21 protein-coding genes and 2 tRNA genes are annotated in these 22,498 nt (G+C 72.2%); 11 read left to right on the top strand and 12 right to left on the bottom strand.

Going from position 1 to position 22,498, the window contains the following annotated elements; genetic code table 11:
* The first annotated feature begins 4 nt into the window (after positions 1–4).
* From AAEP86_RS11480 to AAEP86_RS11465, 4 genes are read left to right on the top strand one after another with little or no spacing between them, the layout of a single operon-like run.
* Positions 5–292, top strand: coding sequence for an acyl carrier protein (locus AAEP86_RS11480; protein WP_420367464.1), 288 nt, complete (start codon positions 5–7; stop codon positions 290–292).
* On the top strand, positions 289–1,557 hold the full coding sequence (locus AAEP86_RS11475; RefSeq protein ID WP_420367463.1) for an acyl-CoA dehydrogenase family protein: 1,269 nt from the start codon (positions 289–291) through the stop codon (positions 1,555–1,557). The genes AAEP86_RS11480 and AAEP86_RS11475 overlap by 4 nt, the downstream gene beginning before the upstream one ends.
* Complete coding sequence (locus tag AAEP86_RS11470) at positions 1,554–2,501, top strand: amino acid--[acyl-carrier-protein] ligase (protein WP_420367462.1); 948 nt, start codon at positions 1,554–1,556, stop codon at positions 2,499–2,501. The genes AAEP86_RS11475 and AAEP86_RS11470 overlap by 4 nt, the downstream gene beginning before the upstream one ends.
* Positions 2,498–4,069 carry an alpha/beta hydrolase gene (locus AAEP86_RS11465; protein WP_420367461.1) on the top strand — a complete coding sequence of 524 codons (1,572 nt, stop codon included), beginning with the start codon at positions 2,498–2,500 and terminating at the stop codon, positions 4,067–4,069. Before AAEP86_RS11470 ends, AAEP86_RS11465 begins: the two co-directional genes overlap by 4 nt.
* A 153-nt stretch (positions 4,070–4,222) precedes the next feature.
* On the opposite strand, the gene AAEP86_RS11460 is transcribed toward AAEP86_RS11465, so the two are convergent.
* On the bottom strand, positions 4,223–5,167 hold the full coding sequence (locus tag AAEP86_RS11460) for an alpha/beta fold hydrolase (protein ID WP_420367460.1): 945 nt from the start codon (positions 5,165–5,167) through the stop codon (positions 4,223–4,225).
* 62 nt (positions 5,168–5,229) lie between these two features.
* Positions 5,230–5,718, bottom strand: coding sequence for a peroxiredoxin (locus AAEP86_RS11455; protein ID WP_420367459.1), 489 nt, complete (start codon positions 5,716–5,718; stop codon positions 5,230–5,232).
* Between the two features lie 247 nt (positions 5,719–5,965).
* Between AAEP86_RS11455 and aceE the strand changes: the two genes are divergently transcribed.
* The 6 genes from aceE (at position 5,966) to AAEP86_RS11425 (ending at position 13,710) form a co-directional block, all read left to right on the top strand.
* On the top strand, positions 5,966–8,710 hold the full coding sequence (gene aceE, locus AAEP86_RS11450) for a pyruvate dehydrogenase (acetyl-transferring), homodimeric type (protein WP_420367458.1): 2,745 nt from the start codon (positions 5,966–5,968) through the stop codon (positions 8,708–8,710).
* A gap of 7 nt (positions 8,711–8,717) precedes the next feature.
* Complete coding sequence (locus AAEP86_RS11445; protein ID WP_420367457.1) at positions 8,718–9,947, top strand: PucR family transcriptional regulator; 1,230 nt, start codon at positions 8,718–8,720, stop codon at positions 9,945–9,947.
* A 103-nt stretch (positions 9,948–10,050) separates the two neighbouring features.
* Positions 10,051–10,992, top strand: coding sequence for an ACP S-malonyltransferase (locus tag AAEP86_RS11440; RefSeq protein ID WP_420367456.1), 942 nt, complete (start codon positions 10,051–10,053; stop codon positions 10,990–10,992).
* Entirely contained in the window at positions 10,989–12,008 is a 1,020-nt protein-coding gene (locus AAEP86_RS11435) for a beta-ketoacyl-ACP synthase III (RefSeq protein ID WP_420367455.1), read from the top strand. Before AAEP86_RS11440 ends, AAEP86_RS11435 begins: the two co-directional genes overlap by 4 nt.
* Positions 12,009–12,096: 88 nt before the next feature.
* Positions 12,097–12,345, top strand: coding sequence for an acyl carrier protein (locus AAEP86_RS11430; RefSeq protein ID WP_022903951.1), 249 nt, complete (start codon positions 12,097–12,099; stop codon positions 12,343–12,345).
* Between the two features lie 120 nt (positions 12,346–12,465).
* Positions 12,466–13,710, top strand: coding sequence for a beta-ketoacyl-[acyl-carrier-protein] synthase family protein (locus AAEP86_RS11425; RefSeq protein ID WP_420367454.1), 1,245 nt, complete (start codon positions 12,466–12,468; stop codon positions 13,708–13,710).
* A 327-nt stretch (positions 13,711–14,037) separates the two neighbouring features.
* Here the strand turns inward: AAEP86_RS11425 and AAEP86_RS11420 are convergent, their stop codons facing one another.
* The 6 genes from AAEP86_RS11420 to AAEP86_RS11395 form a co-directional block, all read right to left on the bottom strand.
* Positions 14,038–14,538 (bottom strand): DUF3145 domain-containing protein, encoded by a 501-nt coding sequence (locus AAEP86_RS11420; protein ID WP_420367453.1) that lies wholly within the window; start codon positions 14,536–14,538, stop codon positions 14,038–14,040.
* 169 nt (positions 14,539–14,707) lie between these two features.
* Positions 14,708–15,511, bottom strand: a complete 804-nt coding sequence (locus AAEP86_RS11415) for a DUF1684 domain-containing protein (RefSeq protein ID WP_420367452.1) — start codon at positions 15,509–15,511, stop codon at positions 14,708–14,710.
* Positions 15,508–16,641, bottom strand: a complete 1,134-nt coding sequence (locus AAEP86_RS11410) for an AI-2E family transporter (RefSeq protein ID WP_420367451.1) — start codon at positions 16,639–16,641, stop codon at positions 15,508–15,510. Before AAEP86_RS11410 ends, AAEP86_RS11415 begins: the two co-directional genes overlap by 4 nt.
* A 55-nt stretch (positions 16,642–16,696) precedes the next feature.
* Positions 16,697–16,771: transfer RNA gene (locus tag AAEP86_RS11405), tRNA-Ile, on the bottom strand.
* Positions 16,772–16,784: 13 nt separating this feature from the next.
* Positions 16,785–17,996, bottom strand: coding sequence for a glycosyltransferase (locus tag AAEP86_RS11400; protein ID WP_420367450.1), 1,212 nt, complete (start codon positions 17,994–17,996; stop codon positions 16,785–16,787).
* 146 nt (positions 17,997–18,142) lie between these two features.
* On the bottom strand, positions 18,143–19,057 hold the full coding sequence (locus AAEP86_RS11395) for a multidrug DMT transporter permease (protein ID WP_420367449.1): 915 nt from the start codon (positions 19,055–19,057) through the stop codon (positions 18,143–18,145).
* A 39-nt stretch (positions 19,058–19,096) separates the two neighbouring features.
* On the opposite strand from AAEP86_RS11395, the gene def reads away from it, so the two are divergent.
* Positions 19,097–19,672 carry a peptide deformylase gene (gene def / locus AAEP86_RS11390; RefSeq protein WP_420367448.1) on the top strand — a complete coding sequence of 192 codons (576 nt, stop codon included), beginning with the start codon at positions 19,097–19,099 and terminating at the stop codon, positions 19,670–19,672.
* Positions 19,673–19,745: 73 nt separating this feature from the next.
* Here def and AAEP86_RS11385 read toward each other — a convergent pair whose 3' ends face one another.
* The 4 genes from AAEP86_RS11385 to AAEP86_RS11370 form a co-directional block, all read right to left on the bottom strand.
* Positions 19,746–20,234: a hypothetical protein gene (locus AAEP86_RS11385; protein WP_420367447.1), complete on the bottom strand. Its 489-nt coding sequence runs from the start codon at positions 20,232–20,234 to the stop codon at positions 19,746–19,748.
* Between the two features lie 139 nt (positions 20,235–20,373).
* A tRNA-Asn gene (locus AAEP86_RS11380) sits at positions 20,374–20,446 on the bottom strand.
* Positions 20,447–20,546: 100 nt separating this feature from the next.
* Positions 20,547–21,563, bottom strand: a complete 1,017-nt coding sequence (locus tag AAEP86_RS11375) for a D-isomer specific 2-hydroxyacid dehydrogenase family protein (protein ID WP_420367446.1) — start codon at positions 21,561–21,563, stop codon at positions 20,547–20,549.
* Positions 21,560–22,495, bottom strand: a complete 936-nt coding sequence (locus tag AAEP86_RS11370) for an ATP-binding cassette domain-containing protein (protein WP_420367445.1) — start codon at positions 22,493–22,495, stop codon at positions 21,560–21,562. Before AAEP86_RS11370 ends, AAEP86_RS11375 begins: the two co-directional genes overlap by 4 nt.
* Between the last annotated feature and the right edge of the window lie 3 nt (positions 22,496–22,498).

The raw sequence follows: 22,498 nt of genomic DNA, 5'->3' as shown, positions 1-22,498 counted from the left end.
GAACATGGACCAGGAGCAGACCACCACCGCGACCGCCGTCGCACTCGCCGACCCGACGACCGAACTGGCCGTCCGCCGGGCACTCGCCGACCACGGGCGCCTCGCTGTCGACGCCATGGACGTCGCATCGATCGCCGACCTGTACGCCCTCGGGCTGACGTCGCACGCGACGGTGAACGTCATGCTCGCGGTGGAGAACGAGCTCGACGTCGAGTTCCCGGACGCCACGCTGCACCGCTCCACGTTCGCCACCATCGAGTCGATCGCGGCGGCAGCGGAGGCCGGCGCGTGATCGCGCCCTTCCTCGAGCGTGCGGCGACGCCCCCCACGTCGCCCGGAGCCGACACCGCCTCGACGGACGCGACGACGAGCACTGCACCCACGGCGCACGCCGCGCCCGCCGTTCCGTCGGCGGACCGGTTCGCCGCCCGCACGGCCCTCGTCGTCGACGTCGCCGCACGGTTCGCCGACGAGGTCGACCGCGACGCACGGCCGCCCCGCGAGGCGATCGCCGCCATGAAGGAGCACGGCCTCCTCGCCGCGGCCGTCCCGAGGTCGCTCGGCGGCGAGGGCGCGACCCTCTCCGAGCTCTCCGTCATCGCCACCGAACTCGCCCGCGCCTGCGGGGCGACCGCGATGGTGTTCGCGATGCACCACGGCCAGGCCATGGCGCTCTGGCGACACGGCGGGACCGCGCCCGGCGTGACCGCGCTGGTCGAGGCCGTCCGCGGCGGGGCGCTCATCGCCTCGTCCACGACCGAGAAGGGCATCGGCGGCGACGCCCGCCGCAGCACCTGCGCGATCGAGGTCGACGACGACGGCCGGATCCGCCTCCGCAAGGACGCCCCGGTCATCTCCTACGCCACCGAGGCGGACGCGATCCTCGTCACCGCCCGACGCGACCCGGACGCCCCGGCCTCCGACCAGCGCCTCGTCGTCTGCCTGCCGTCCGAGACGACGCTGACGCAGACCTCGACCTGGGACACCCTCGGCCTCCGCGGCACCTGCAGCAACGGCTGGGTGCTCGACACCGAGACCCGCGACGACCGGGTCCTGCGCGACGACTACGCCACCATCTCCGCCTGCACGGTGCTGCCCGTCTCGCACGTCCTCTGGGCGTCGGTGTGGCTCGGCCTCGCCGCCGAGGCCGCCGACCGCGCCCGTCGCGCCGTCCGCAAGCAGGCGCGCGCCACGGTCGGTCAGACCCCGCCCGGGGCGCTCCGCGTCGCCGAGCTCCTCGTCGACCTGCAGGCGCTCGCCGACTCGGTCCGGCACGCCGCCGAACGGTTCGACGCCGTCGCCGACGACCGCGAGGTCCTCGAGTCGACCGCACACGCCCTCGCGGCGAACGCCCTGAAGATCGGTGCGTCCGAACGGGTCACGGAGATCGTGACCCGGGCGATGCGCATCGTCGGCATCGCGGGCTTCGCCGTGGCCGGGCCGCTCAGCGTGGCCCGCCTCCTCCGTGACGCGCTCGGAGCCGCCGTGATGGTGAGCAACGACCGTCTCCTCCAGAACGACGCCGCCCTCGCAATCATGACCGGAGCGATCCTGTGACCACCACCCACCCGTCCACCCACGACGCACTCGACATCGACGTCGCGCGCGCCGACCTGCGGGCCCGTCTGCTCGACGACGGCGTCCTCCTCGACCTCGGCTCCCCCGGCCTCTACGGGCGGTCCGGGGTGTTCGAACGCGTCTACCAGGCCGTCGACGCGGCAGCCGTCCGGAGCCAGGAGGACCTCGACGCCGAGGTCCTGCGGTTCCCGCCCGTCGAACCGCTCGCCGCCTTCGAGCGCACCGACTACATCGCGTCCTTCCCGGACCTCGCGGCGTCGATCTCGGCGTTCACCGGCGACGACCGCACGCACCGGGCGCTGCTCGCCGACCGGGAGCGCGGCGAACGCTGGGAGTCGTACCTCGAGCCGGCCGACCTCATGCTGACGCCGGCCGTCTGCCACCCGGTCTACGGCCTGGTCCAGGGCGTTCTGCCGGTCGGCGGTCGGATGTTCGACATCGTCGGCGACTCGTTCCGACGGGAGCCCTCGCTCGACCCGATGCGGCTGCAGGCCTTCCACATGCACGAGTTCGTCCACATCGGCACGCCGGAGACCGCGAAGGCACACCGGGACGGTCGCATCCCCGTGATGCGGGCCCTGCTCGAGTCGTTCGGCCTCGAGATCGACGTCGTGCCCGCCAACGACCCGTTCTTCGGCCGGGTCGGCCAGATGCTCGCCCGGAACCAGGTCGAGCAGGCGCTGAAGTTCGAGTTCGTCACCCCCGTGTACGGGCACGACCACCCGTGGACGGCGATCAGCTCGGCGAACCTCCACGAGGACCACTTCGGGACGTCCTTCGACCTCCGCACGGCCGACGGCGCGGTCGCGCACAGCGCGTGCATCGCGTTCGGGCTCGAGCGCATCACCATCGCGCTGTTCGCCGCCCACGGCACGGACCCCGAGACCTGGCCGACGGCGGTGCGCGCGGCCCTGTCGCTGTGAGCACCCACCACGGCTGGTCGGGGCGGCCCGCGCTGCGCGTCGCGCTCCAGCTGCCGGCCGCCGCCCGTGCGGGCGTCGTCATCTGCCCGCCCCTCGGGCAGGAGGGCGTGATCGCGTACCGCACGCTGCGGCTGCTCGCCGACCGTCTGGAGGCGCGTGGCGTGGCCTCGGTGCGCTACGACCCGTCCGGACGTGGGGACGCCGCACCCGACGACGCGCCCGACGCGCAGGTCCGGTCCGCACGGCACGCAGCAGCGCTGCTGCGTGCCAGCGGCGTCGGCCGGGTCGTGTTCGTCGGCCTGGCGTCCGCAGCGCTCGTGGCCGCCGCAGCAGCGGACGACACCGACGGTCTCGTCGTGTGGGACGCACCGGCGTCCGGACGGGGGTGGCTGCGCGGCCAGCGGGCCCTGGCGACCCTCACGATCGGCCCCGACCGGACGGTCGACGGGGTCGAGAGCCTGGTCGGGCTCGACCTCGAGCCGGACGAGGCCGCCTTCCTCGCAGGCCTGACCTTCGCGCCCCGGCTCGGGTCGACCGTGGCCCTGGTGCGTCCGGGCAGCCGCGCACCGCGAGCCCTCGGCGCCGTCCCCTCGATCGAGGTCGCCGGCAGCGCCGAACTCCTCGACGGCTCGAGCATCGTCGCCCGGATCCCGGGAGCGGCGGTCGACACCGTCGTGGACCAGGTGGACGCGTGGGCGACCTCGGCGCCGAGGGCGACGGTGGTGCCGGCCCTCGACGAGGTGCTCGACGTCGATGCCCGTGTGTCCGAGCGCATCGTGCGCCTCGGTCCCGACGGGCTCTTCGCGGTCGAGACGGTGTCGTCCGGACAGGCGCTCGGGGCTCCCGTCGTGGTGCTCCACAACGGCAGCGCGGAACACCGGGTCGGGGCGGCCGACTACCAGGTCACCCTCGCCCGGCAGCTCGCCCGCGACGGCGCCCGCGTCGTCCGTGTCGACCGGCGTGGGACCGGCGAGAGCAGCCCGGTGCGACCGGACGAGCGCTCGCTCTACTACACGCAGGAGTGGATCGACGACCAGTCCGCGGTGCTGACTGCACTCGCCGTGCCGGCCGACCGGGTCGCGCTGATCGGCATGTGCGCCGGCGCCTGGCTCGCGGGACGCGCGACCGACGCCCCGCCACGGCTCGTCGTCGAGATCAGCCCGAACGACTACCGGCGGCACCTCGCCGAGGCCGGGGCGTTCGTCGACGCCGCACGGACGGTGGCGGAACCGTCGCCGGCACGCCGCCACGTCCGGACCGTGTACAACGCGGTCGTCCCACGGCGCATCCGGGACCTCGTGGCCCGGCGTGACCGTGTCGGCGGCGTCGTCGGTCACGTCCGGCCGCTCGTCGAGCACGGCGCCGAGGTCGTGCTCATCACGGCGCCGGAGGACGCCGCGCTGTTCGACCGCCTCGGCGGGCAGCGGGCCGAGCGCCGGTGGCCCGACCGGCTGCGGGTCGTCCGGGTGCCGCAGGGCGACCACGCACTGTTCTCGCCCGTGATGCGCGCGGCGGTGCTGGCCGAGGTCCGCGCGCAGGTCGCGGCCACGTTCCCCGTGCACGTCTGACGGCCGCTCCGGGCCGGGCAGCTCCGACGCGGAAGCTGCCCGGCACCGGTTGCCCCGGCTCGGCCTCGCATCGGTCGCTCCGGTCCGGTCCGGTCCGGAGGAGCCTCGGTCGCGCCGGCCCGCGGCTGCTGCCGGTGCGTGCTGCTCCGCGGGTCAGCCGAGGCCGAGGGCGCGTGCGACCGCCGTCGGACGCTCGACGTGCGCGAAGTGCCCGCAGTCGTCCAGCAGCACGGTGCGCGCCTGCGGCAGGAGCGCCCGGAGCGCGGCGAGGTCGGACACCCGGGCGAACACGTCCTCCCGGCCGGCCACCGCGGTCACCGGGCACCCGACGGCGCGCCACCGGTCGAGGTCGTAGTCGGCGGCCGAGCGCGCGGCCCCGGTGAACCCGGTCGGCCGGAGCTCGTCGACGAAGGCGTCGAGGACGCTCGGGTCGAGGCGCCGCACGTGCGTGAAGACCGGCGACGCGACGAGCGGCAGGAGCCCCACCCGGGCGACGGCACGCAGGACCGGACGCGCAGCCTCGCCCGTGACCGCGAGCCCGGCCCGCAGCAGGGTGAACGCGGGCAGGGTCAGCAGGCCCCGCAGCGGGTGACGTGCTGCGCCCGCCGTCGCCACGGTCGTGCCGGAGACGAGGGCGACCGAGCGGACCCGGTCCGGCGCACCGACCGCGAGGTGCATCGCCACGAACGCGCCCATCGAGTGCCCGACCACGTCGACGGCGGGGACCGCGAGGGCGTCGAGCACGGCGGACAGCACCCGGGCCGAGGCCTCGACGTCGAGGGCGACCGCCGGCTCGGGCGAGGAGCCCCACCCGGGCAGGTCGACGAGGACCAGCCCGCGGTCGCCGATGCCCGGGGCAGCCCGCAGGAACGGGGTCCAGGTGGTCCAGGACCCGGCCACGCCGTGCAGCAGGAGCAGGGGGTCCCGGCCGGCGCGGTGGTGCACGACGACGGTGCCGTCGGCGGTGGCCACGACCGTCCTGGTCAGGCCCCAGCGCGCGGGCTCGGCGACCACCGGGAACGGGGCGTACCCGTCGTCGCGTCCCGGGGCGGTGGACCCGGCCACGGACTCGGGCCGGGCGGTCTCGGTGTCGTGCACCGTGCCTCCAGTCCGTCGATCCGTCCGCGACGCGTCAGCGTCGTCGAGGAGCGTTCGGAACCCTAGGCGACGGCGACTGGTGCGGCGCAGGCGGCGAGCCGGTCGAGCGCGGCCCGGTACTCGGTGACGTCGCGGGCGACGCCCGGCTCCGAGATGATCGAGGCCTTGATGCGGCCCTGCACGTCGATGACGAAGGTCGCGCGGTTCGCGAAGCCCTTGTGCTCGAGGAAGACGCCGTACTCCTTGGAGACGGCACCGTGCGGCCAGAAGTCGGCCAGCAGCTCGAAGTCGTAGCCGTTCGACATCGCGAACGAGCGGAGCGTCGCCTTCGAGTCGACCGAGATGCCGACGAGCTCGACGCGCTGGTCCTGGAACATCGCGATGTTGTCCTGCAGGGCGCAGAGCTCGTTCGTGCACGTGGACGAGAACGCGAGCGGGAAGAAGACGAGTGCGACCGGGCGGACACCGCGGAAGTCGCTGAGGCGGACGTGCTCCCCGAACTGGTTGGGGAGTTCGAAGTCCGGCGCGAGCGAGCCGATCTCCAGAGCCATCAGTGCGTTGCTTCTTCCTCGGGCGTGGGGTGTGCCCGGTGTCGCCGTGCACGCACGGGTCGCGGGTGCACGATCGGCAATCGTACGCCGACGACATCCGATTGCAAGCACCCGGACACCTGCACGTCACCATCAGGCTGCGCGTCGGCGGTGGGGCCTAGAGTGGACGAGGCCCCACCGCCGGTCGCGACCCGATCGATCGGTGGACCACCTATGTCCACCACCACGAGAACGAACGAGGTCAAGGGTGACGGTGAACGACCAGGACCCGCGCAGCACCGCAGGGACCGACCAGGACCCGGAGGAGACCGCAGAGTGGCGTGAGTCGCTCGACGGTCTCGTCGCGACGCACGGCCACCAGCGGGCCCGCGAGATCATGCAGAGCCTGCTGAAGCGCTCGAACGAGCTGCACCTCGGTGTGCCGATGGTCCCGACGACCGACTACGTGAACACGATCGCGCCCGAGGACGAGCCGGAGTTCCCCGGCGACGAGGAACTCGAGCGCCGCTACCGCCGGTGGATCCGGTGGAACGCCGCGATCACCGTGCACCGCGCGCAGCGCCCCGGCATCGCCGTCGGTGGCCACATCTCGACCTACGCGTCGAGCGCCGCGATGTACGAGGTCGGCTACAACCACTTCTTCCGCGCGCAGGACCACGCGTCCGGTGGCGACCAGGTGTTCTTCCAGGGCCACGCCTCCCCCGGCATGTACGCCCGCGCCTACATGGAAGGGCGTCTCAGCGAGGACCAGCTCGACGGCTTCCGGCAGGAGAAGTCGCACGCCGGCGGCGGCCTCTCGTCCTACCCGCACCCGCGCCTCATGCCGCACTTCTGGCAGTTCCCGACCGTGTCGATGGGCATCGGCCCGATCAACGCGATCTACCAGGCCCAGCAGGCCAAGTACCTCTCCAACCGCGGCATCAAGGACGCCTCCGACCAGCAGGTCTGGGCCTTCCTCGGCGACGGCGAGATGGACGAGGTCGAGTCCCGCGGGCAGCTGCAGGTCGCCGCGAACGACGGGCTCGACAACCTGAACTTCGTGATCAACTGCAACCTCCAGCGGCTCGACGGCCCGGTGCGCGGCAACGGCAAGATCATCCAGGAGCTCGAGGCGTTCTTCCGCGGTGCGGGCTGGAACGTCATCAAGGTCGTCTGGGGCCGCGAGTGGGACGACCTGCTCGCGCGCGACACCGAGGGCGCGCTCCTCAACCTGATGAACCAGACGCCGGACGGCGACTACCAGACCTACAAGGCCGAGAACGGGGCCTACGTCCGCGAGAACTTCTTCGGGCGCGACCCGAAGGCGCTCGAGCTGGTCGAGGACTACACGGACGACCAGATCTGGAACCTCAAGCGCGGTGGGCACGACTACCGCAAGGTCTACGCGGCGTTCAAGGCGGCGACCGAGCACAAGGGCCAGCCGACCGTCATCCTCGCGAAGACGGTCAAGGGCTACGGCCTCGGCCCGAGCTTCGAGGGGCGCAACGCGACGCACCAGATGAAGAAGCTCACGCTGGACAACCTCAAGCAGTTCCGCGACGAGATGCGCATCCCGATCTCCGACGCGCAGCTGGAAGAGAACCCCTACACGCCGCCGTACTACCACCCGGGCAACGACGACGAGGCGATCCAGTACATGCACGAGCGTCGCCGTGAACTCGGCGGCTACGTGCCGGAGCGTCGCACGAAGTACACCTCGATCACCCTCCCCGAGGACTCGAAGTACCAGATCGTCAAGAAGGGCTCCGGCAAGCAGGAGATCGCCACCACGATGGCGTTCGCCCGACTGCTGAAGGACCTGCTGCGCTCCCCCGACTTCGGCGACCGCGTGGTGCCGATCATCCCGGACGAGGCGCGCACGTTCGGCATGGACGCGTACTTCCCGACCGCGAAGATCTACAACCCGAACGGCCAGCACTACACGTCGGTCGACCGTGAGCTCCTCCTCGCCTACAAGGAGAGCCCGCAGGGCCAGATCATCCACGTCGGCATCAACGAGGCGGGCGCCCTCGCGGCGTTCACCGCGGTCGGCACCTCGTACTCGACGCAGGGCGAGCCGCTCATCCCGGTCTACGTCTTCTACTCGATGTTCGGGTTCCAGCGCACCGGCGACGCCATCTGGGCCGCCGGCGACCAGATGACCCGTGGCTTCATGATCGGCGCCACCGCCGGCCGCACCACGCTGACCGGCGAGGGCCTGCAGCACGCGGACGGCCACTCGCTGCTCCTCGCGACGACGAACCCCGCCGTGGTGTCCTACGACCCCGCGTACGGCTACGAGATCGGCCACATCGTCAAGGCCGGCCTCGACCGCATGTACGGCACGAACGAGGACGGCTCGCCGAAGCACGCCGACCCGAACGTCATGTACTACCTGACGGTCTACAACGAGCCGATCGTCCAGCCGGCCGAGCCCGAGGGCGTCGACGCCGACGGCATCGTCAAGGGCATGTACCTGCTCAAGCCGAGCGAGCACGACGGCCCGAAGGCCCAGCTGCTCGCGTCCGGCGTGGCCGTCCCGTGGGTCCTCGAGGCGCAGCAGCTCCTCGCCTCGGACTGGGGCGTCTCCGCCGACGTGTGGAGCGTCACGAGCTGGGGTGAGCTGTACCGCGACGGTCTCGACGCGGAGCAGCACGCGTTCCTCAACCCGAACGAGCAGCCCCGCACGGCCTACGTCACCGAGCGCCTGCTCGGGACCGAGGGCCCGGTCGTGGCGGTCAGCGACTTCATGCACGCCGTGCAGGAGCAGATCCGCCCGTTCGTGCCGACGGACTACGCCACGCTCGGCGCCGACGGCTTCGGCTTCTCGGACACCCGTCCGGCCGCCCGCCGCTTCTTCCACATCGACGGCCCGTCGGTCGTCGTGCGGACGCTGCAGCAGCTCGCGAAGCAGGGCAAGGTCGACGGCGCGCTCGTCCAGCAGGCGATCGACAAGTACCGCCTGCACGACGTGACCGCCGGCACCACGGGCAGCGCCGGCGGCGAGAGCTGATCACCCGGTGACGACACCCCGCACCGACCCTGCCGCGAGCCAGCAGAACGACCGTGAACGGGCGCTCTCCTGGCTCCGGCAGGTGTCGGGCGAACTCTCGACCGCCACCATCAAGCGGCTCGAGGACACGCTCCCCTGGTACAGCGAGATGCCCCCCGGCCGACGGTCCGCCGTGGGTCTCGTGGCGCAGGCCGGCATCACGTCGTTCATCTCGTGGCTCGAGGGCAGCGCCTCCACCCCGTGGATCGCCGCCGCCGACGTGTTCGGGTCGGCGCCCCGCGAACTCCTCCGCTCGGTGAGCCTGCAGCAGACCCTGCAGCTGATCCGCGTGGTCGTCACCGTCGTCGAGGAACGCGCGGCGGACGACGAGATGCTGCAGGAGGCGATCCTCAAGTACTCGCGGGACATCGCCTTCGCCGCGGCGGACGTCTACGCCCGCGCGGCCGAGGCCCGCGGTCTCTGGGACGCCCGCCTCGAGGCCCTCGTGGTCGACTCGATCCTGTCCGGCGAGTACGACGACGAGCTGCCGTCGCGCATCGCGGCCCTCGGGTGGCACGGCCACGGCGAGGTCTCGGTGCTCGTCGGCAACGCGCCGAAGCAGCTCGAGGTGGACCAGATCCGCCGGACCGCCAGGCACATGGACGCCGACGTGCTCATCGGCGTGCAGGGGTCCCGGCTCGTCGTCGTGATCGGGCGTGCCACGCCCCGCGACGACGTGCCCGAGGGCGAGGAACCCGTCTCGTTCACCGCCATCGCGCAGGCGCTCGAGCCGTCCTTCGGCGAGGGCCACCTGGTGCTCGGCAACGAGGTCCCCGGTGTGGTCGACGCCTCCACGAGCGCGAAGGGGGCCCTCGCGGGGTTCGCCGTCGCACGGGCATGGCGCGGTGCACCCCGCCCGGCACTCGCCGACGACCTGCTGCCCGAGCGCGCGCTGGCCGGTGACCCACTCGCCCGCTCCGCCCTCGTCCAGCGCATCTACGTGCCGCTGAAGGACCAGTCCACCGAGCTCCTCCAGACCCTGTGGTGCTACCTGGACACCGGTCGCTCGCTCGAGGCCACCGCGCGCGAGCTCTTCGTGCACCCGAACACCGTGCGCTACCGGCTCCGTCGTGTCGCGGACATCATCGGGTGGGACGCGACGCACGCCCGCGACGCGCTGATCGTGCAGTCGGCCCTCATCCTCGGAGCGATGTCGGAGTCGACCGCCGGTCGTCGGCGACTCCCGCGCCGCCGCTGACCGCCGTCGACCGCGCGACCGCTAGGGAACCCACAATGTCGCGCGCTGATCGCTGTGGGAAGCCCACACGGGTCGGGCCGCGTCCGGGCACGAGGATTGTCCGGTGATCGTCGTCGTCGCGCCCGGACAGGGCTCCCAGACCCCCGGCTTCCTCGCCCCCTGGCTCGAGGAACCGACCGTCCGCGACCGTGTCGGAGCGTGGTCCGAGGCCATCGGCGTCGACCTCGTCGCCCACGGCACCGAGTCGGACGCCGAGACCATCAAGGACACGGCACTCGCGCAGCCGCTCATCGTCGCTGCCGGGCTCGTGACGGCGGACGCCCTCCTCGCCGACGGGCGCCGCGCCCTCGTCGGCGGTGTCGCCGGACACTCGGTCGGCGAGTTCACCGCCGCGAGCGTCGCCGGGATCCTCGAACCCACCGACGCCGTCGCCCTCGTCGCCGAGCGGGGCCGCGCCATGGCCGACGCCGCGGCACTCGAGCCCACCTCGATGGCGGCCGTCCTCGGCGGCGACCCGGACGAGGTCGCCGCGGCGCTCGAGACGCACGGACTCGTCCCTGCGAACCACAACGGCGGCGGCCAGACCGTCGTCGCCGGTGCGGCCGACGCCATCGCCGCCCTCGCCGCCGATCCGCCCGCGAAGGCCCGGGTCGTGCCGCTCGCCGTCGCCGGCGCGTTCCACACCCGCTACATGGCACCCGCCGTCGAGCGGGTCGCCCCGGTGGCAGCCGCCGCCACCGTGCAGGACCCGACGCTGCCGATCTGGACGAACGCGGACGGCTCCCGCGTCGACGACGGACGCCGCTTCGTCGACCTCATGGTGCAGCAGATCGCCAGCCCCGTGCACTGGGACGCCGTCATGACGTCCTTCGCGGACGCCGGGGTGACCGGCATCATCGAGCTCGCACCCGCCGGTGCCCTCGTCGGCCTCGCGAAGCGCGGACTCCGCGGTACGCCGACCGTCGCCATCAAGACCCCCGATGACCTGCCCGCAGCGATCGACCTGCTGCAGAGCGCGGGCCAGGAAGCAGACGCAACCGCATGACCGTCGACCACCCGACCGAGCGACCCGCCCTCTCCCAGCGTCGCGGCCACGAGTTCACCCGCATCCTCGCCTTCGGCGCGGCCCGCGGTGAGAACGTCGTCCCCAACGACGACCTGGTCGGACCGATCGACTCCTCCGACGAGTGGATCCGGCAGCGCACCGGCATCGTGACGCGCAAGCGGGCCGGCAAGGACGTCGAGGCCGTCGACCTCGCCGAGACCGCCGCGCGTGAGGCCATCACGAAGGCCGGCATCGAGCCGTCCCAGATCGGCGTCGTCCTCGTCAGCACCGTGACGCACACCGTCGCGACCCCGTCGATGGCGTCCCTCCTCGCGGAGCGCATCGGCGCGACCCCCGCCGCCGCGTACGACATCAGCGCGGCGTGCGCCGGCTACGCCTACGGCATCGCCCAGGCCGACTCGTTCATCAAGTCCGGGCTCGCCGACCACGTGCTCGTCGTCGGCGCCGAGAAGCTCAGCGACGTCGTCGACCCGACCGACCGTTCGATCTCGTTCCTGCTCGGCGACGGCGCGGGCGCGGCCGTCGTCGGCCCGAGCGACTTCCCCGGCATCGCGCCGACGATCTGGGGGTCCGACGGCTCGAAGTGGGACGCCATCGGCATGACCGCGACCTACAACGAGTGGGAAGCCGGCGCACCCCGGCCGACGATGCGGCAGGCAGGGCAGACCGTCTTCCGCTGGGCCGTCTGGGAGATGGTGAAGGTCGCCCGCGAAGCGCTCGAGACCGCCGGCGTCGCCGCGTCCGACCTCGCGGCGTTCGTGCCGCACCAGGCGAACATCCGCATCATCGACGAGTTCGCGAAGCAGCTCGGCCTGCCCGAGTCCGTCGTGATCGCCCGCGACATCACCACGACCGGCAACACCTCGGCGGCGAGCATCCCGCTCGCCACGCACCGGCTGCTCGAGGAGCACCCGGACCTGTCCGGCGGCCTCGCGCTGCAGATCGGCTTCGGCGCGGGCCTCGTGTTCGGCGCCCAGGTCGTCGTCCTCCCCTAGTCCATCCCGACGAGCCTCCGGGCGCGCGCGCCGCTCGTGCCCTAGGCTGGTCCACGGTCAAACGACACCCCCCTCAAGGAGAACCCCCATGGCCCTGTCCAACGAAGAAGTCCTCGCCGGCCTGGCCGAGCTGATCAACGACGAGACCGGCATCGCGACCGACACCGTCGCCGCCGACAAGTCCTTCACCGACGACCTCGACATCGACTCCATCTCGATGATGACCATCGTCGTGAACGCCGAGGAGAAGTTCGACGTGAAGATCCCCGACGAAGAGGTCAAGAACCTCAAGACCGTCGGCGACGCCGTCGACTACATCGTCAAGGCGCAGGCCTGACACGAGCTTCCTGAGCGCCGCGGCCGCGGACACCCCCGGCCGCGGCGCTCATCTCGTTCACCACAGCGGGCGACCCTCGCTCGTCGCTCCACAAGTCCACACGAAAGTACACGTCGTTCCATGACCAACAAGACCGTCGTCGTCACCGGGATCGGTGCCATCACGCCCCTCGCCGCGACCGCCCCGGAGACGTGGGAGGCGCTGCTCGCCGGCAAGTCCGGCATCACCCGCATCGAGGACCCGCGCTACGCCGAGCTCGAACTCCCCGTCGAGTTCGCCGGCCAGGCGCGCCGCTTCCTCACCGACCAGCTCACCCGCCCGGAGACGAAGCGCCTCGACCCGTCGTCGCAGCTGTCGCTCGTCGCCGCCCGCGAGGCCTGGGCCGACGCCGGCATCGACGACGAGTCCGTCGTGCCCGAACGCCTCATCGTCGACTGGGCGACCGGCATCGGCGGCGTCAACACCCTGCTCGACGCCTGGGACACCCTGCGCGAGAAGGGCCCGCGGCGCGTCATGCCGATGACGGTCCCGATGCTCATGGCGAACGGCCCCGCTGCCGCCATCGAGATGGAGTTCGGTGCCCGCGGCGGAGCCCGCACCTACCTGTCGGCCTGCGCGTCGTCGACCGAGTCGCTGGCCGAGGCCTACCGCCACGTGGCGTCGGGCGACGCGGACATCGTCATCACCGGCGGCGCCGAGGCCGCCCTGCACCCGCTGCCCCTGGCTGCGTTCGCGGCGATGCAGGCGCTCTCCCGCCGGAACGACTCCCCCGAGACCGCATCGCGTCCCTACGACGTGACGCGTGACGGCTTCGTGCTCGGAGACGGCGCCGCGGCGCTCATCCTCGAGTCGAAGGAGCACGCCGAGGCCCGCGGCGCGAAGATCTACGCCGAGGTGGCCGGTGCCGGCATCACCTCCGACGCCTTCCACATCACCGCTCCGGACCCCGAGGGCAGCGCGGCCGCCCGTGCGGTCCTGCAGGCGCTCGAGCACGCCGGCGCCGCCCGCGAGGACGTCGTCCACGTGAACGCGCACGCCACCTCGACCCCGGTCGGCGACATCGCCGAGTACCACGCGATGCGCCGGGTCTTCGGCGACCACCTCGACGAGATCGTCGTCTCGGCCACCAAGGCGTCGACCGGGCACCTGCTCGGTGGTGCCGGTGCGATCGAGGCGGCCTTCACGGTCCTCGCGCTGCACGAGCGCCTCGCGCCGCCGACGATCAACCTCACCCAGCAGGACCCGGAGATCGTCATGGACGTCGCGACGGCGCCGCGGGAGCTGCCGCAGGGCGACCTGCTCGCAGTGAGCAACTCGTTCGGCTTCGGTGGGCACAACGCGGTCGTCGCGTTCCGCACCGCCTGATCCGCACCCCTGCCTGGAGGCCCGTCCCGCGTCGCGGGGCGGGCCTCGCTGCGTCCGTGGCCGGCTCCACTGCCGTGGTGCGGTCCGCCCTGCGGCCGCCGCCCCCGCCGCTGGCACGGCCCCCGCGCTGGTGCCGTCCGCTCCCTGGTACCGCGAGAGCGACACGCTCCCGCGACCAGCCACCGACCGTTCCGCGAAAGCGACCGCGTGCCGCCGATGTTCGACGGCACGCTGTCGCTTTCGCGGGAGGCGGGCGGGACGGACCGGTGCCGGACGCACGAACGCCGCCCCGGAGGGCGGCGTTCGAGTCGGAGGGAACGCGGGCGGTCAGCCGACGCGGTGGAGCCAGACGACCGGGTTGCCCTCGGCAGCGTGGCGGAACGGCTCGAGCTCGTCGTCCCAGGCCTGCCCGAGCGCCAGACGGAGCTCACGGTGGAGTTCGAGGGCGTTGCTGCCCGCGACCTCCATGGCGTAGCGGACCCGGTCCTCGGGCACGACCATGTTCCCGGTGACGTCGGTCTGGGCGTAGAAGACGCCGAGGTCCGGCGTGTGCATCCACCGGCCGCCGTCCGACTCGGAGGTGGGTTCCTCGGTGACCTCGTAGCGGAGGTGCTCCCACCCGCGCAGGGCAGAGGCGATCGCCGCACCGGTGCCGACCGCGCCGGTCCAGGTGAACTCGGTGCGGCGTGCACCGTCCTGTGCGGGCTGGTCGAGCCACGAGAAGTTCACGGCGCGGTTCATGGCGCGACCTGCCGCCCATTCGACGTGCGGGCAGAGCGCGCGTGGTGAGGAGTGCACGTAGAGCACCCCGGTGGTCGTTCCGGTCACGATTCCTCCGATTCGTCAGGTGCGACTTCCCCATCGACCTGGAACTGGAGCTCCTCGTTCGGAACCATCGATATGCGATTGTGATGTCCTCGCGGACACGCCCATTATGCAGGCTGGCGCCCGGGAATGCCAGACACGACGACGAAGCGGGTCCGATCGGGCCGGCCGATCAGTGCAGGACGGTCCCGGACGCGTCGACCGGGTGACGCTCCCCCGCCGTGATCGCCACCGGGATGCGGTTCTCCTCGGGCGGGATGGGGCACGCGTACTGGTAGGAGAAGGCGCAGGGCGGCAGTACGGCGAGGTTCCAGTCCAGCTCGACGTCGGCCGCGGCGCCCGGGTCGTCGAGGTACAGGAAGCGGCCCATCGAGTACGAGCTGCCGGGGTCGTCCTCGGGCAGGGCGCTCGTCGCGTCCTGCACGATGAGCTGCAGCCGCGCGGAGCCCTGGAAAGGTGAGGAGCGCACGGCGACCAACCGCAGCGCGACGTCGCCGACGACGGTCTCGACGTGACCGGCGACCTCCAGCGGATCGCCGGCGGCGTCGAGGACGCTCCCCCGCGCCTCCAGGCCGTCGACCGGCGTGTACCTGCCGGTCGTGACCCACGCGTCCGACCGGTCGAAGCGCGCGATCCGTGCGAACCGGCCGATCCCCTCGGACGCGGGGTCCCAGACCCGGAGCGTGCCGCGCGAGACCGTCCCGGCGAACCCGTCCGGGAAGGCCACCGTGGAGGCGACCACGGCCTCGTCGCCGGCGACGAGCACCGTGCCGTCCACGGGGACACCGTCGACCACGACGCCGTCCTCCTCGGCGGCGGTGACGGTGAGACCGCCGACCGCGGGCGCCCACTGACCCGGTACCGGCCACACCGGCTGGGCGTGGTCGACGCGCTGTGCGTTCACGAGGGCGAGCGGTCCACGCGGGCTCGTCGCCCAACGGTCGCGGCCGGCGACGTGCTCCACGAACGTGCTCATGCCTGCTCCTGCCGTGGGTAGATGACCTTCTGCACGATGATGATCACCGACGCGGCGACCGGCAGGGCGACCAGGGCGCCGAGCACGCCGCCGATCGTGCCGCCCGCGACGGCCGCGATGACGACGAGCGCGCCGGGGACCTGCACCGCGCGCGACATGATCCGCGGGGAGATCACGTACGCCTCGACCTGCATGTAGACGAGGTAGTAGATCGCCGCGGCGAGGGCGGTCGCGGGCGAGGCGAAGAAGCACAGCAGCGAGATGACGATCGCGGCGGCCAACGTGCCGACGAGCGGGATGAGCGAACCGAGGAACGCGAACGACGCGAGCAGCACCGGCAGCGGGGCGCCGATGATGAGCAGGAAGACGAAGCTGAGGATGCCGTTGATGAGCGCCTGCGAGATCTGCCCGACGACGTAGCGGCCCACCGCCTGGGTGATCTGCTCGCTGACGTCGATGAAGTTCTGGCGCCGCGACGCCGGGACGAACCGGTACGTCATCCGCTTCATCCCGCGCATCGAGGCGAGGAAGTACAGCATCAGGATGATCACGATCACGGCGCCGGTGAGCCCGGACAGGATGCCGCTGCCGACCGCCAGGATGCCGCCGCCGAGACTGAGCAGGTTGCCCGGGTTCTCGACGAACGACTGCAGGGACTCGAGCGCGTGGTCGATGTCGAAGGAGCCGTTGAACTGCCTCGACAGGTCCTGCACCCACTGCTGCGCCGAGACGTCCTGCACGATGTCCGGGAAGTTCTGGATGAGGTTCGTCGCCTGCTGCACGAGGATCGGCACGACCGCGAACACGACGCCGGCGAAGGCCGCCAGCACGCCGACGACCACGACCGTGATCGCCACCCACCGCGGCACGAAGCGCTCGAGGAACGAGACGAGCGGATCGATGCCGAGCGCCAGGAACAGGGCGACCCCGACGTAGACGAGCACGGTGCTCAGCTGGTGCACGATCGAACCGGCGACCAGGGCGACCAGGACGCCGATCGCGCCCATGAAGCCGATGCGGAACGCGTTGACGCGCACGCCGGTGCCCTCCCGGGTCACCTCGAACATCACGTTCGGGGTCGGGCTGTGGTCGTCGTCCTGCTGCGGTTCGCGCTTCCTGGGGAGGTGCACGAAGGGCGGGCGCGGAGGCTTGCTGCTGCTCGGACCCGCGTCTCGTTTTGACATGTGGGGCGGGCGGGACTTGAACCCGCGGATCGTTCGGTTATGAGCCGACTGCCTTGACCAGCTTGGCTACCGCCCCTCGCCGGGGACCGTCAGTCCACCGACTCCCCACGATACAGCGCCTCGAACGTCGAGAGCGTGCGGTTGATGTCGTGTGCCTCGATCATCGCGAGGCTGCGGTCGCGCATCGCGACGTAGTCGTCCTCCGACGCCGTCAGCACCGCGGTGAGCTTCGCCGCGAGGTCCTCCACGTCCCCGGGCCGGAAGAGGTACCCGTTGCCGTCGATCAGGTGCGGCAGCGCCATCGAGTCCGCGGCGACCACCGGCAGCCCGGAGGCCATCCCCTCGAGCGACGAGATGCTCTGCAGCTCCGCGGTGGACGGCATCGCGAACACCGTCGCGTTCGTCAGCGCCTGCTGCTTGACCTCGTCCGAGACGAACCCGAGGAAGCGGACGCGCTCCTCGAGGCCGAGTTCCTTCGCGAGGGTGCTGAGCTTCGGGATCATCTCGCCGTCGCCGACGATGGTGAGGGTCGTCTCGAGGTCGGCGGGCAGGAGCGCGAGTGCCCGCACCAGCACGTCGAGGTTCTTCTCCGGCGCGACGCGACCGACGAAGACGATGTCGTTGTTCACGGGTCGGCCGGTCCGGGCGACGTAGCGGGACGCATCGATGCCGCACGAGATCGCCAGGACCCGCTGGCCGGCGATCGCACGGCGCAGGTAGTCCGCCGCCAGGTTCGTCGGCGTCGTGATGGCGTCGGCCTGGCGGTAGGTCTTCGCGGCGTCGTTCCACGCGATCTTCAGCGCGATCGGGAGCGTCCACTTGCCGAACGGCGTGTACTCGAGGAGGTTCTCGGGCATGAAGTGGTTCGTGGCGATGACCCGGATGCCGCGGGCCTTCGCCTCGTGCACGATGCCGCGGCCGATCACCACGTGCGACTGGATGTGGAGCACGTCGGGCTGCACGGCGTCGAGGATCGGTGCCGTCCACTTCCGCACGCTCCAGGGCCACACGAAGCGGAGCCACGGGTGCAGCGGCCACTTGTACGACTTCAGACGGTGCACGACGAGCGAGACCCCGTGGAGCTCCTCCTCGAAGGTGCCGTAGTGACGGCTCGGCGCGGGGGCCACGACGTGCACCTCGTGCCCGCGCTCGGTGAGTCCGACGGCGAGCTGCTCGGCGAACGTGGCGGCGCCGTTCACGTCGGGCGCGAAGGTGTCCGCGGCGATGAGCACACGCAGCGGTCGGTGACCGCCCGTCGCACCCGTCGGCTCGGCGGTGGCGGTGGTGGCGTCCTCTGACACGGCTGGCGTCGTCCTCTCGTGGGCGAATGCGGGTCGGTCTGCGACGCTACCGCACGTGCTCGGGCGTGCGCGTCCGCCTCGCGGCGGACCCGGTCAGCTGCTGGTCGTCGGGCGGTGGTCGACGCACGGCGCCACCGCGGGCGAGGTCAGCTCCGCGTCTGCGGGTGGTACTTGGCGAGCAGGAACACGCCGGTGATGGCGATCGCGGCGGCGACCACGAAGCCCGCGACCGCGCCCCACGGCGCCCCCGAGGCCTCGTCGAGGACGATGACGCCGATCCCCACCGCGACGATCGGGTCGATGACGGTGAGCCCGGCGATGACCAGGTCCGCCGAGCCGTTCGAGTAGGCGTTCTGCACGAAGTAGCCGCCCAGCGACGCGGCGACGACCACCCCGACGATGGCCAGGACGGTGAGCCAGTCGAAGGTGTGGTTGACGAACCGGTTCAGCGTCACCTTTGCCAGCGTCGCCACGAACCCGTAGAGGATGCCGGCACCGACGATGTAGTAGAGGGCGTTGCCGTGCTTCGCGACGAACCGGAACGACACGAGCACCAGGACGAGGACGATCGCCAGGATCACCAGGACCGTCACGAGCTGCGACCGGGTGATGGCGCTCTCGTGGCCGACGAACGCCGCGATGCCGACGAAGATGCCGACGCCGATGATGCACGTCCACACCGCTCGTCGTGCACGACGGCCGAGCGGCACACCGGACGCCCGCGAGGAGAACCACGTCGTGATGACGAGCGCGACGGCCCCGAGCGGCTGCACGACGATCAGGGGGGCGAACGTGATGCTGACGAGCTGCAGGACGACCGCGATCCCGAGCATGAGGGTGCCGAGCACCCAGTACCCGCTCGAGACCAACCCGACGACGTGACGGACACTGAGCCCCTTCGACTGCCGGCCCAGCCGTGCCTCGACCCGCTGCACGCCTCGGCTCTGGAACTGCGCACCGAGCGACAGGAACACCGCCCCGATGAGCGCGACCGGGATCATCAGCGCCTGGAACGGCGTGAGGTTGCTCACCGCGTCCGGCAGCTGGAGGTCCGTCGTCACGCGTCGAGGCTATCGTCCCCCGCCGGATAACCTGGGTGAATGGCCGTTCTCCCGATCCGCATCACCGGCGAACCCGTCCTGCACGAGCGTGCAGCCGAGGTCACCGCGTTCGATGACGACCTCCGTTCCCTCGTCGCCGACATGTACGAGACCATGGACCTGGCCCCCGGGGTCGGGCTCGCCGGACCCCAGGTCGGCGTCGGCAAGCGGCTCTTCGTCTGGTCATGGACCGACGATGACGAGGTCCTGCACCGCGGTGTCGCCGTGAACCCGGTCCTGTGGACGACGCCGGCCGTACCCGAGTCGGTGGAGGAACTCGACGAGGACGACGAGTCCGAGGGCTGCCTCTCCGTCCCGGGCGAGCGCTTCCCGCTCCGCCGCTCCGAGGGCGCGCTGCTCCGTGCCGTGGACGAGCACGGCGAGCCGTTCGAGGTCGAGGCCCACGGCTGGCTCGCGCGGATCTTCCAGCACGAGTACGACCACCTCGACGGGTACCTCTACGCCGACCGGCTCGTGCACCCGTACGGCAAGCAGGTGGCGAAGGCCGTCCGCAAGAACAGCTGGGGCGGACCGGGCAAGTCCTGGCTGCCCGGACGCGACCACCCCGAGGGCTGAGGTCGGCGGCCGCGCCACCGACAGCGGAGCAGCCGCCACTCATCGGCCTGCGTGGCCGGACTGGAGGCGCGGCTCAGCCCCGCCAGGCGGCGACCGCGTCGCGCAGGTGGCCGGTCTCCGGGTGCCCGGGGCAGTACTGGAGCAGGCCGGCCGCGAGGTGCGCGCGCTCCGACGAGGTCACCGGCTCCACCCACGGTCCGGTCCCCCGCACCGCGCAGTCGGCGGCGAGCTCCTGCAGCGTCGCGGCTCCCGCTGCTGCGAGCACGGCGTCGCGCTGCTGCGACGAGGCCTCGGTGCCGGTGATGCGCTGCGCGGTGCAGTCGGTCCGCGAGTCCTCCCACACCGCCGAGTAGGTCGTGTAGGTCTCGGTGCGGTCGGGCGCCCCGGCAGCACACACGAACGCGAAGACGATCGGCGAGGTGCCGGTGGCCGAGACGCCCGCCGTGGCGGAGCTGTCGATCGAGTCCTCCGGAGCCGACTCCGATCCGGCGGTGCACCCCGCGAGGCCGACCGCTGCGGCGACGACGACGCCCGCGGCGAGGAGTCGGCGCACGGAGATCACCTGTGAACGCTAACAGCTTCCGTCCCCGGACTGGCTGCGAGTGCGCCGCCACCGCAGGGCTGACCCAGCGCACGCAGCAGCAGCCCACCGGCACCCCGCACGACGAAGGCCCCCACCCCGAAGGGTGAGGGCCTGTCCGCTCCCCGAGTTGGACTCGAACCAACAACCTGCCGGTTAACAGCCGGCTGCTCTGCCAATTGAGCTATCGAGGATCACTGTCCGCTGGCGAATGACTCGCGAACAACGGGTAACAGCATAGCAGCACCTGAGAGCGTCCCCGCGCATCGGCACCGCATCCCGGGCGCGCCGCGCTCAGTACCCCGCGGCAGGGTCGACGACGCCGACGAAGCCCGCGCCCTCTGCACCGAGGAACGCCGCGGTGTTCACGCGCACCCGCTCGGCGAGGAGCGGCGCCACCATGTCCGGCGTGTCGGCCTGGTGCGGCGTGATGATTGCGCCCGGCTCGTCCCACAGCGGGTGCCCGTCGGGCAGGGGCTCCGGGTCGGTGACGTCGAGCCCGGCGGCGGCGATCTCCCCGCTCCGCAGCGCCTCCACGAGCGCGGACGTGTCCACGAGTCCCCCGCGCGCGATGTTGACGAGTCGCGCCGACGGTTTCATGAGCCCGAACTGGCGCGGGCCGAACAGCTTCGCCGTGCCGGAGGTCATCGCCGCCGCGATCATCACCACGTCGGCGTCGGGCAGGACGTCGTCGAGCTGGTCCGTCGTGACCGTGCGAGCAGCGCCCTCCACCGGCGTCGACGACCGGCGCACCACCGTGACGGAGACCTCGAACGGTGCCAGCAGTCGGATGTACTCGAGGGCGATGCCGCCGGCGCCGATGACGACGACGTTCCGGCCGTACAACGAGACCCCCTCGGGCTCCGTCGCCCAGGACCGTGCACGTGCGCGCTTCTGCAGGACCCGGAGGGTGCCGAGGGTCAGCGCGAGGGCGTGCTCGGCGACCGGCTCCGCGTAGGCGCCCTTCGCCGAGGTGAAGAGCACACGGTCGGCGTGCTCACCGATGAGCGAGGCGAAGGCGTCGACGCCGGCGAACGGCAGCTGCACCCAGCCGACCCCCGGGGCGGCGTCGAGTGCCCCTGCGAGCCCGGACGGGTCGCGCGCGTCGAGCCAGATGATCCCGCGGGTGTCGGCGTCGAGGTCGGCCACCGTGCCGCCGGCGTCGGTGACGGCCGCGACGTGCAGGTCCGTCGAGGACGGCAGGATCGCCACCGGGCCGGCGGCCGGCGGGTCGATCGGCAGCGGGGCTCCGGCGTCGGTCACGACGGCGCGGTGCCCGCGGGCTCCGGTGCTGGCGACGGACGTGCTCATGCGTTCTCCTGGCGTTCCGAGCGGGGACCGGTACCGGCGGACACCGGGCGGCGGGGTGCCGAGGACCGTCGCGCAGCGGGGGCGGCCGCGGCGGGGCGACGCTTCACCGGTCGCGCTGCGGTCGCTGCGAGGGTCTTCACGTACGGGTCGACGGGGTTCTCGAGGACCTCGTCGAAGGTGCCGAGGCCGACGAGCCGGCTCTCGGCCATGATCGCCACCCGGTCGGCGAGGGCACGGGCCTCGCGGAGGTCGCTGGAGACGACCACCGCGGAGAACTGGCGGCCCTGCTGCAGGGTCGCGAGCGCCTCGAGCACCGACTGCCGCACGAGGACGTCGACCCCGCGGGCGGGTTCGTCGGCGACGAGCAGCTGGGGCTCGAGCACGAGCGCGCGGGCGAGCGCCACGCGCTGCCGCTGGCCGCTGGAGAGCTCCCACGTGTTGAGCCGCATCACCCCGAGCGGCAGGTGCACCGCGTCGACCAGGCGGGCGACGATGAGGCCGGCTTCCTTCCGGTCGAAGCGGCGGTCGCGGGCGTAGATCGGCTCGGCGATCGCCTCGCCCACCGTGAGGTCGGGGCTGAGCCGGTCGGCGCCGTCCTGCGGCAGGTACCCGATGCGGCCGGTGAGGCGTTCGGCCTTCCGCGAGGTCGGCCGGAGCCCGCGCGTCTTCTGCCCGAGGACGGTCAGTTCCCCGCCGACGATGTGGCGGCGGTGGGCACCGTCGCCCTCGCCCACGACCCCGAGCTGCCCCGCGATGGCGGCGGCGAACGTGGACTTCCCGGACCCGGACTCGCCGAGCACGGCGAGGATCTCGCCCTGGCGGACCGTCAGGCTGACGCCGTCGACGGCGCGGATCGCCTCCGTCCCGCGGCCGCTCCGGTACTCGATCGACACGTCGTCAGCGACGACCGCCGGTCCGTTCACCGCGATCATGGG

This window comes from Curtobacterium sp. L1-20 (assembly GCF_048755855.1).
Classification (GTDB): Bacteria; Actinomycetota; Actinomycetes; order Actinomycetales; family Microbacteriaceae; genus Curtobacterium.
This window is presented reverse-complemented; position numbering and strand designations above follow the sequence as displayed.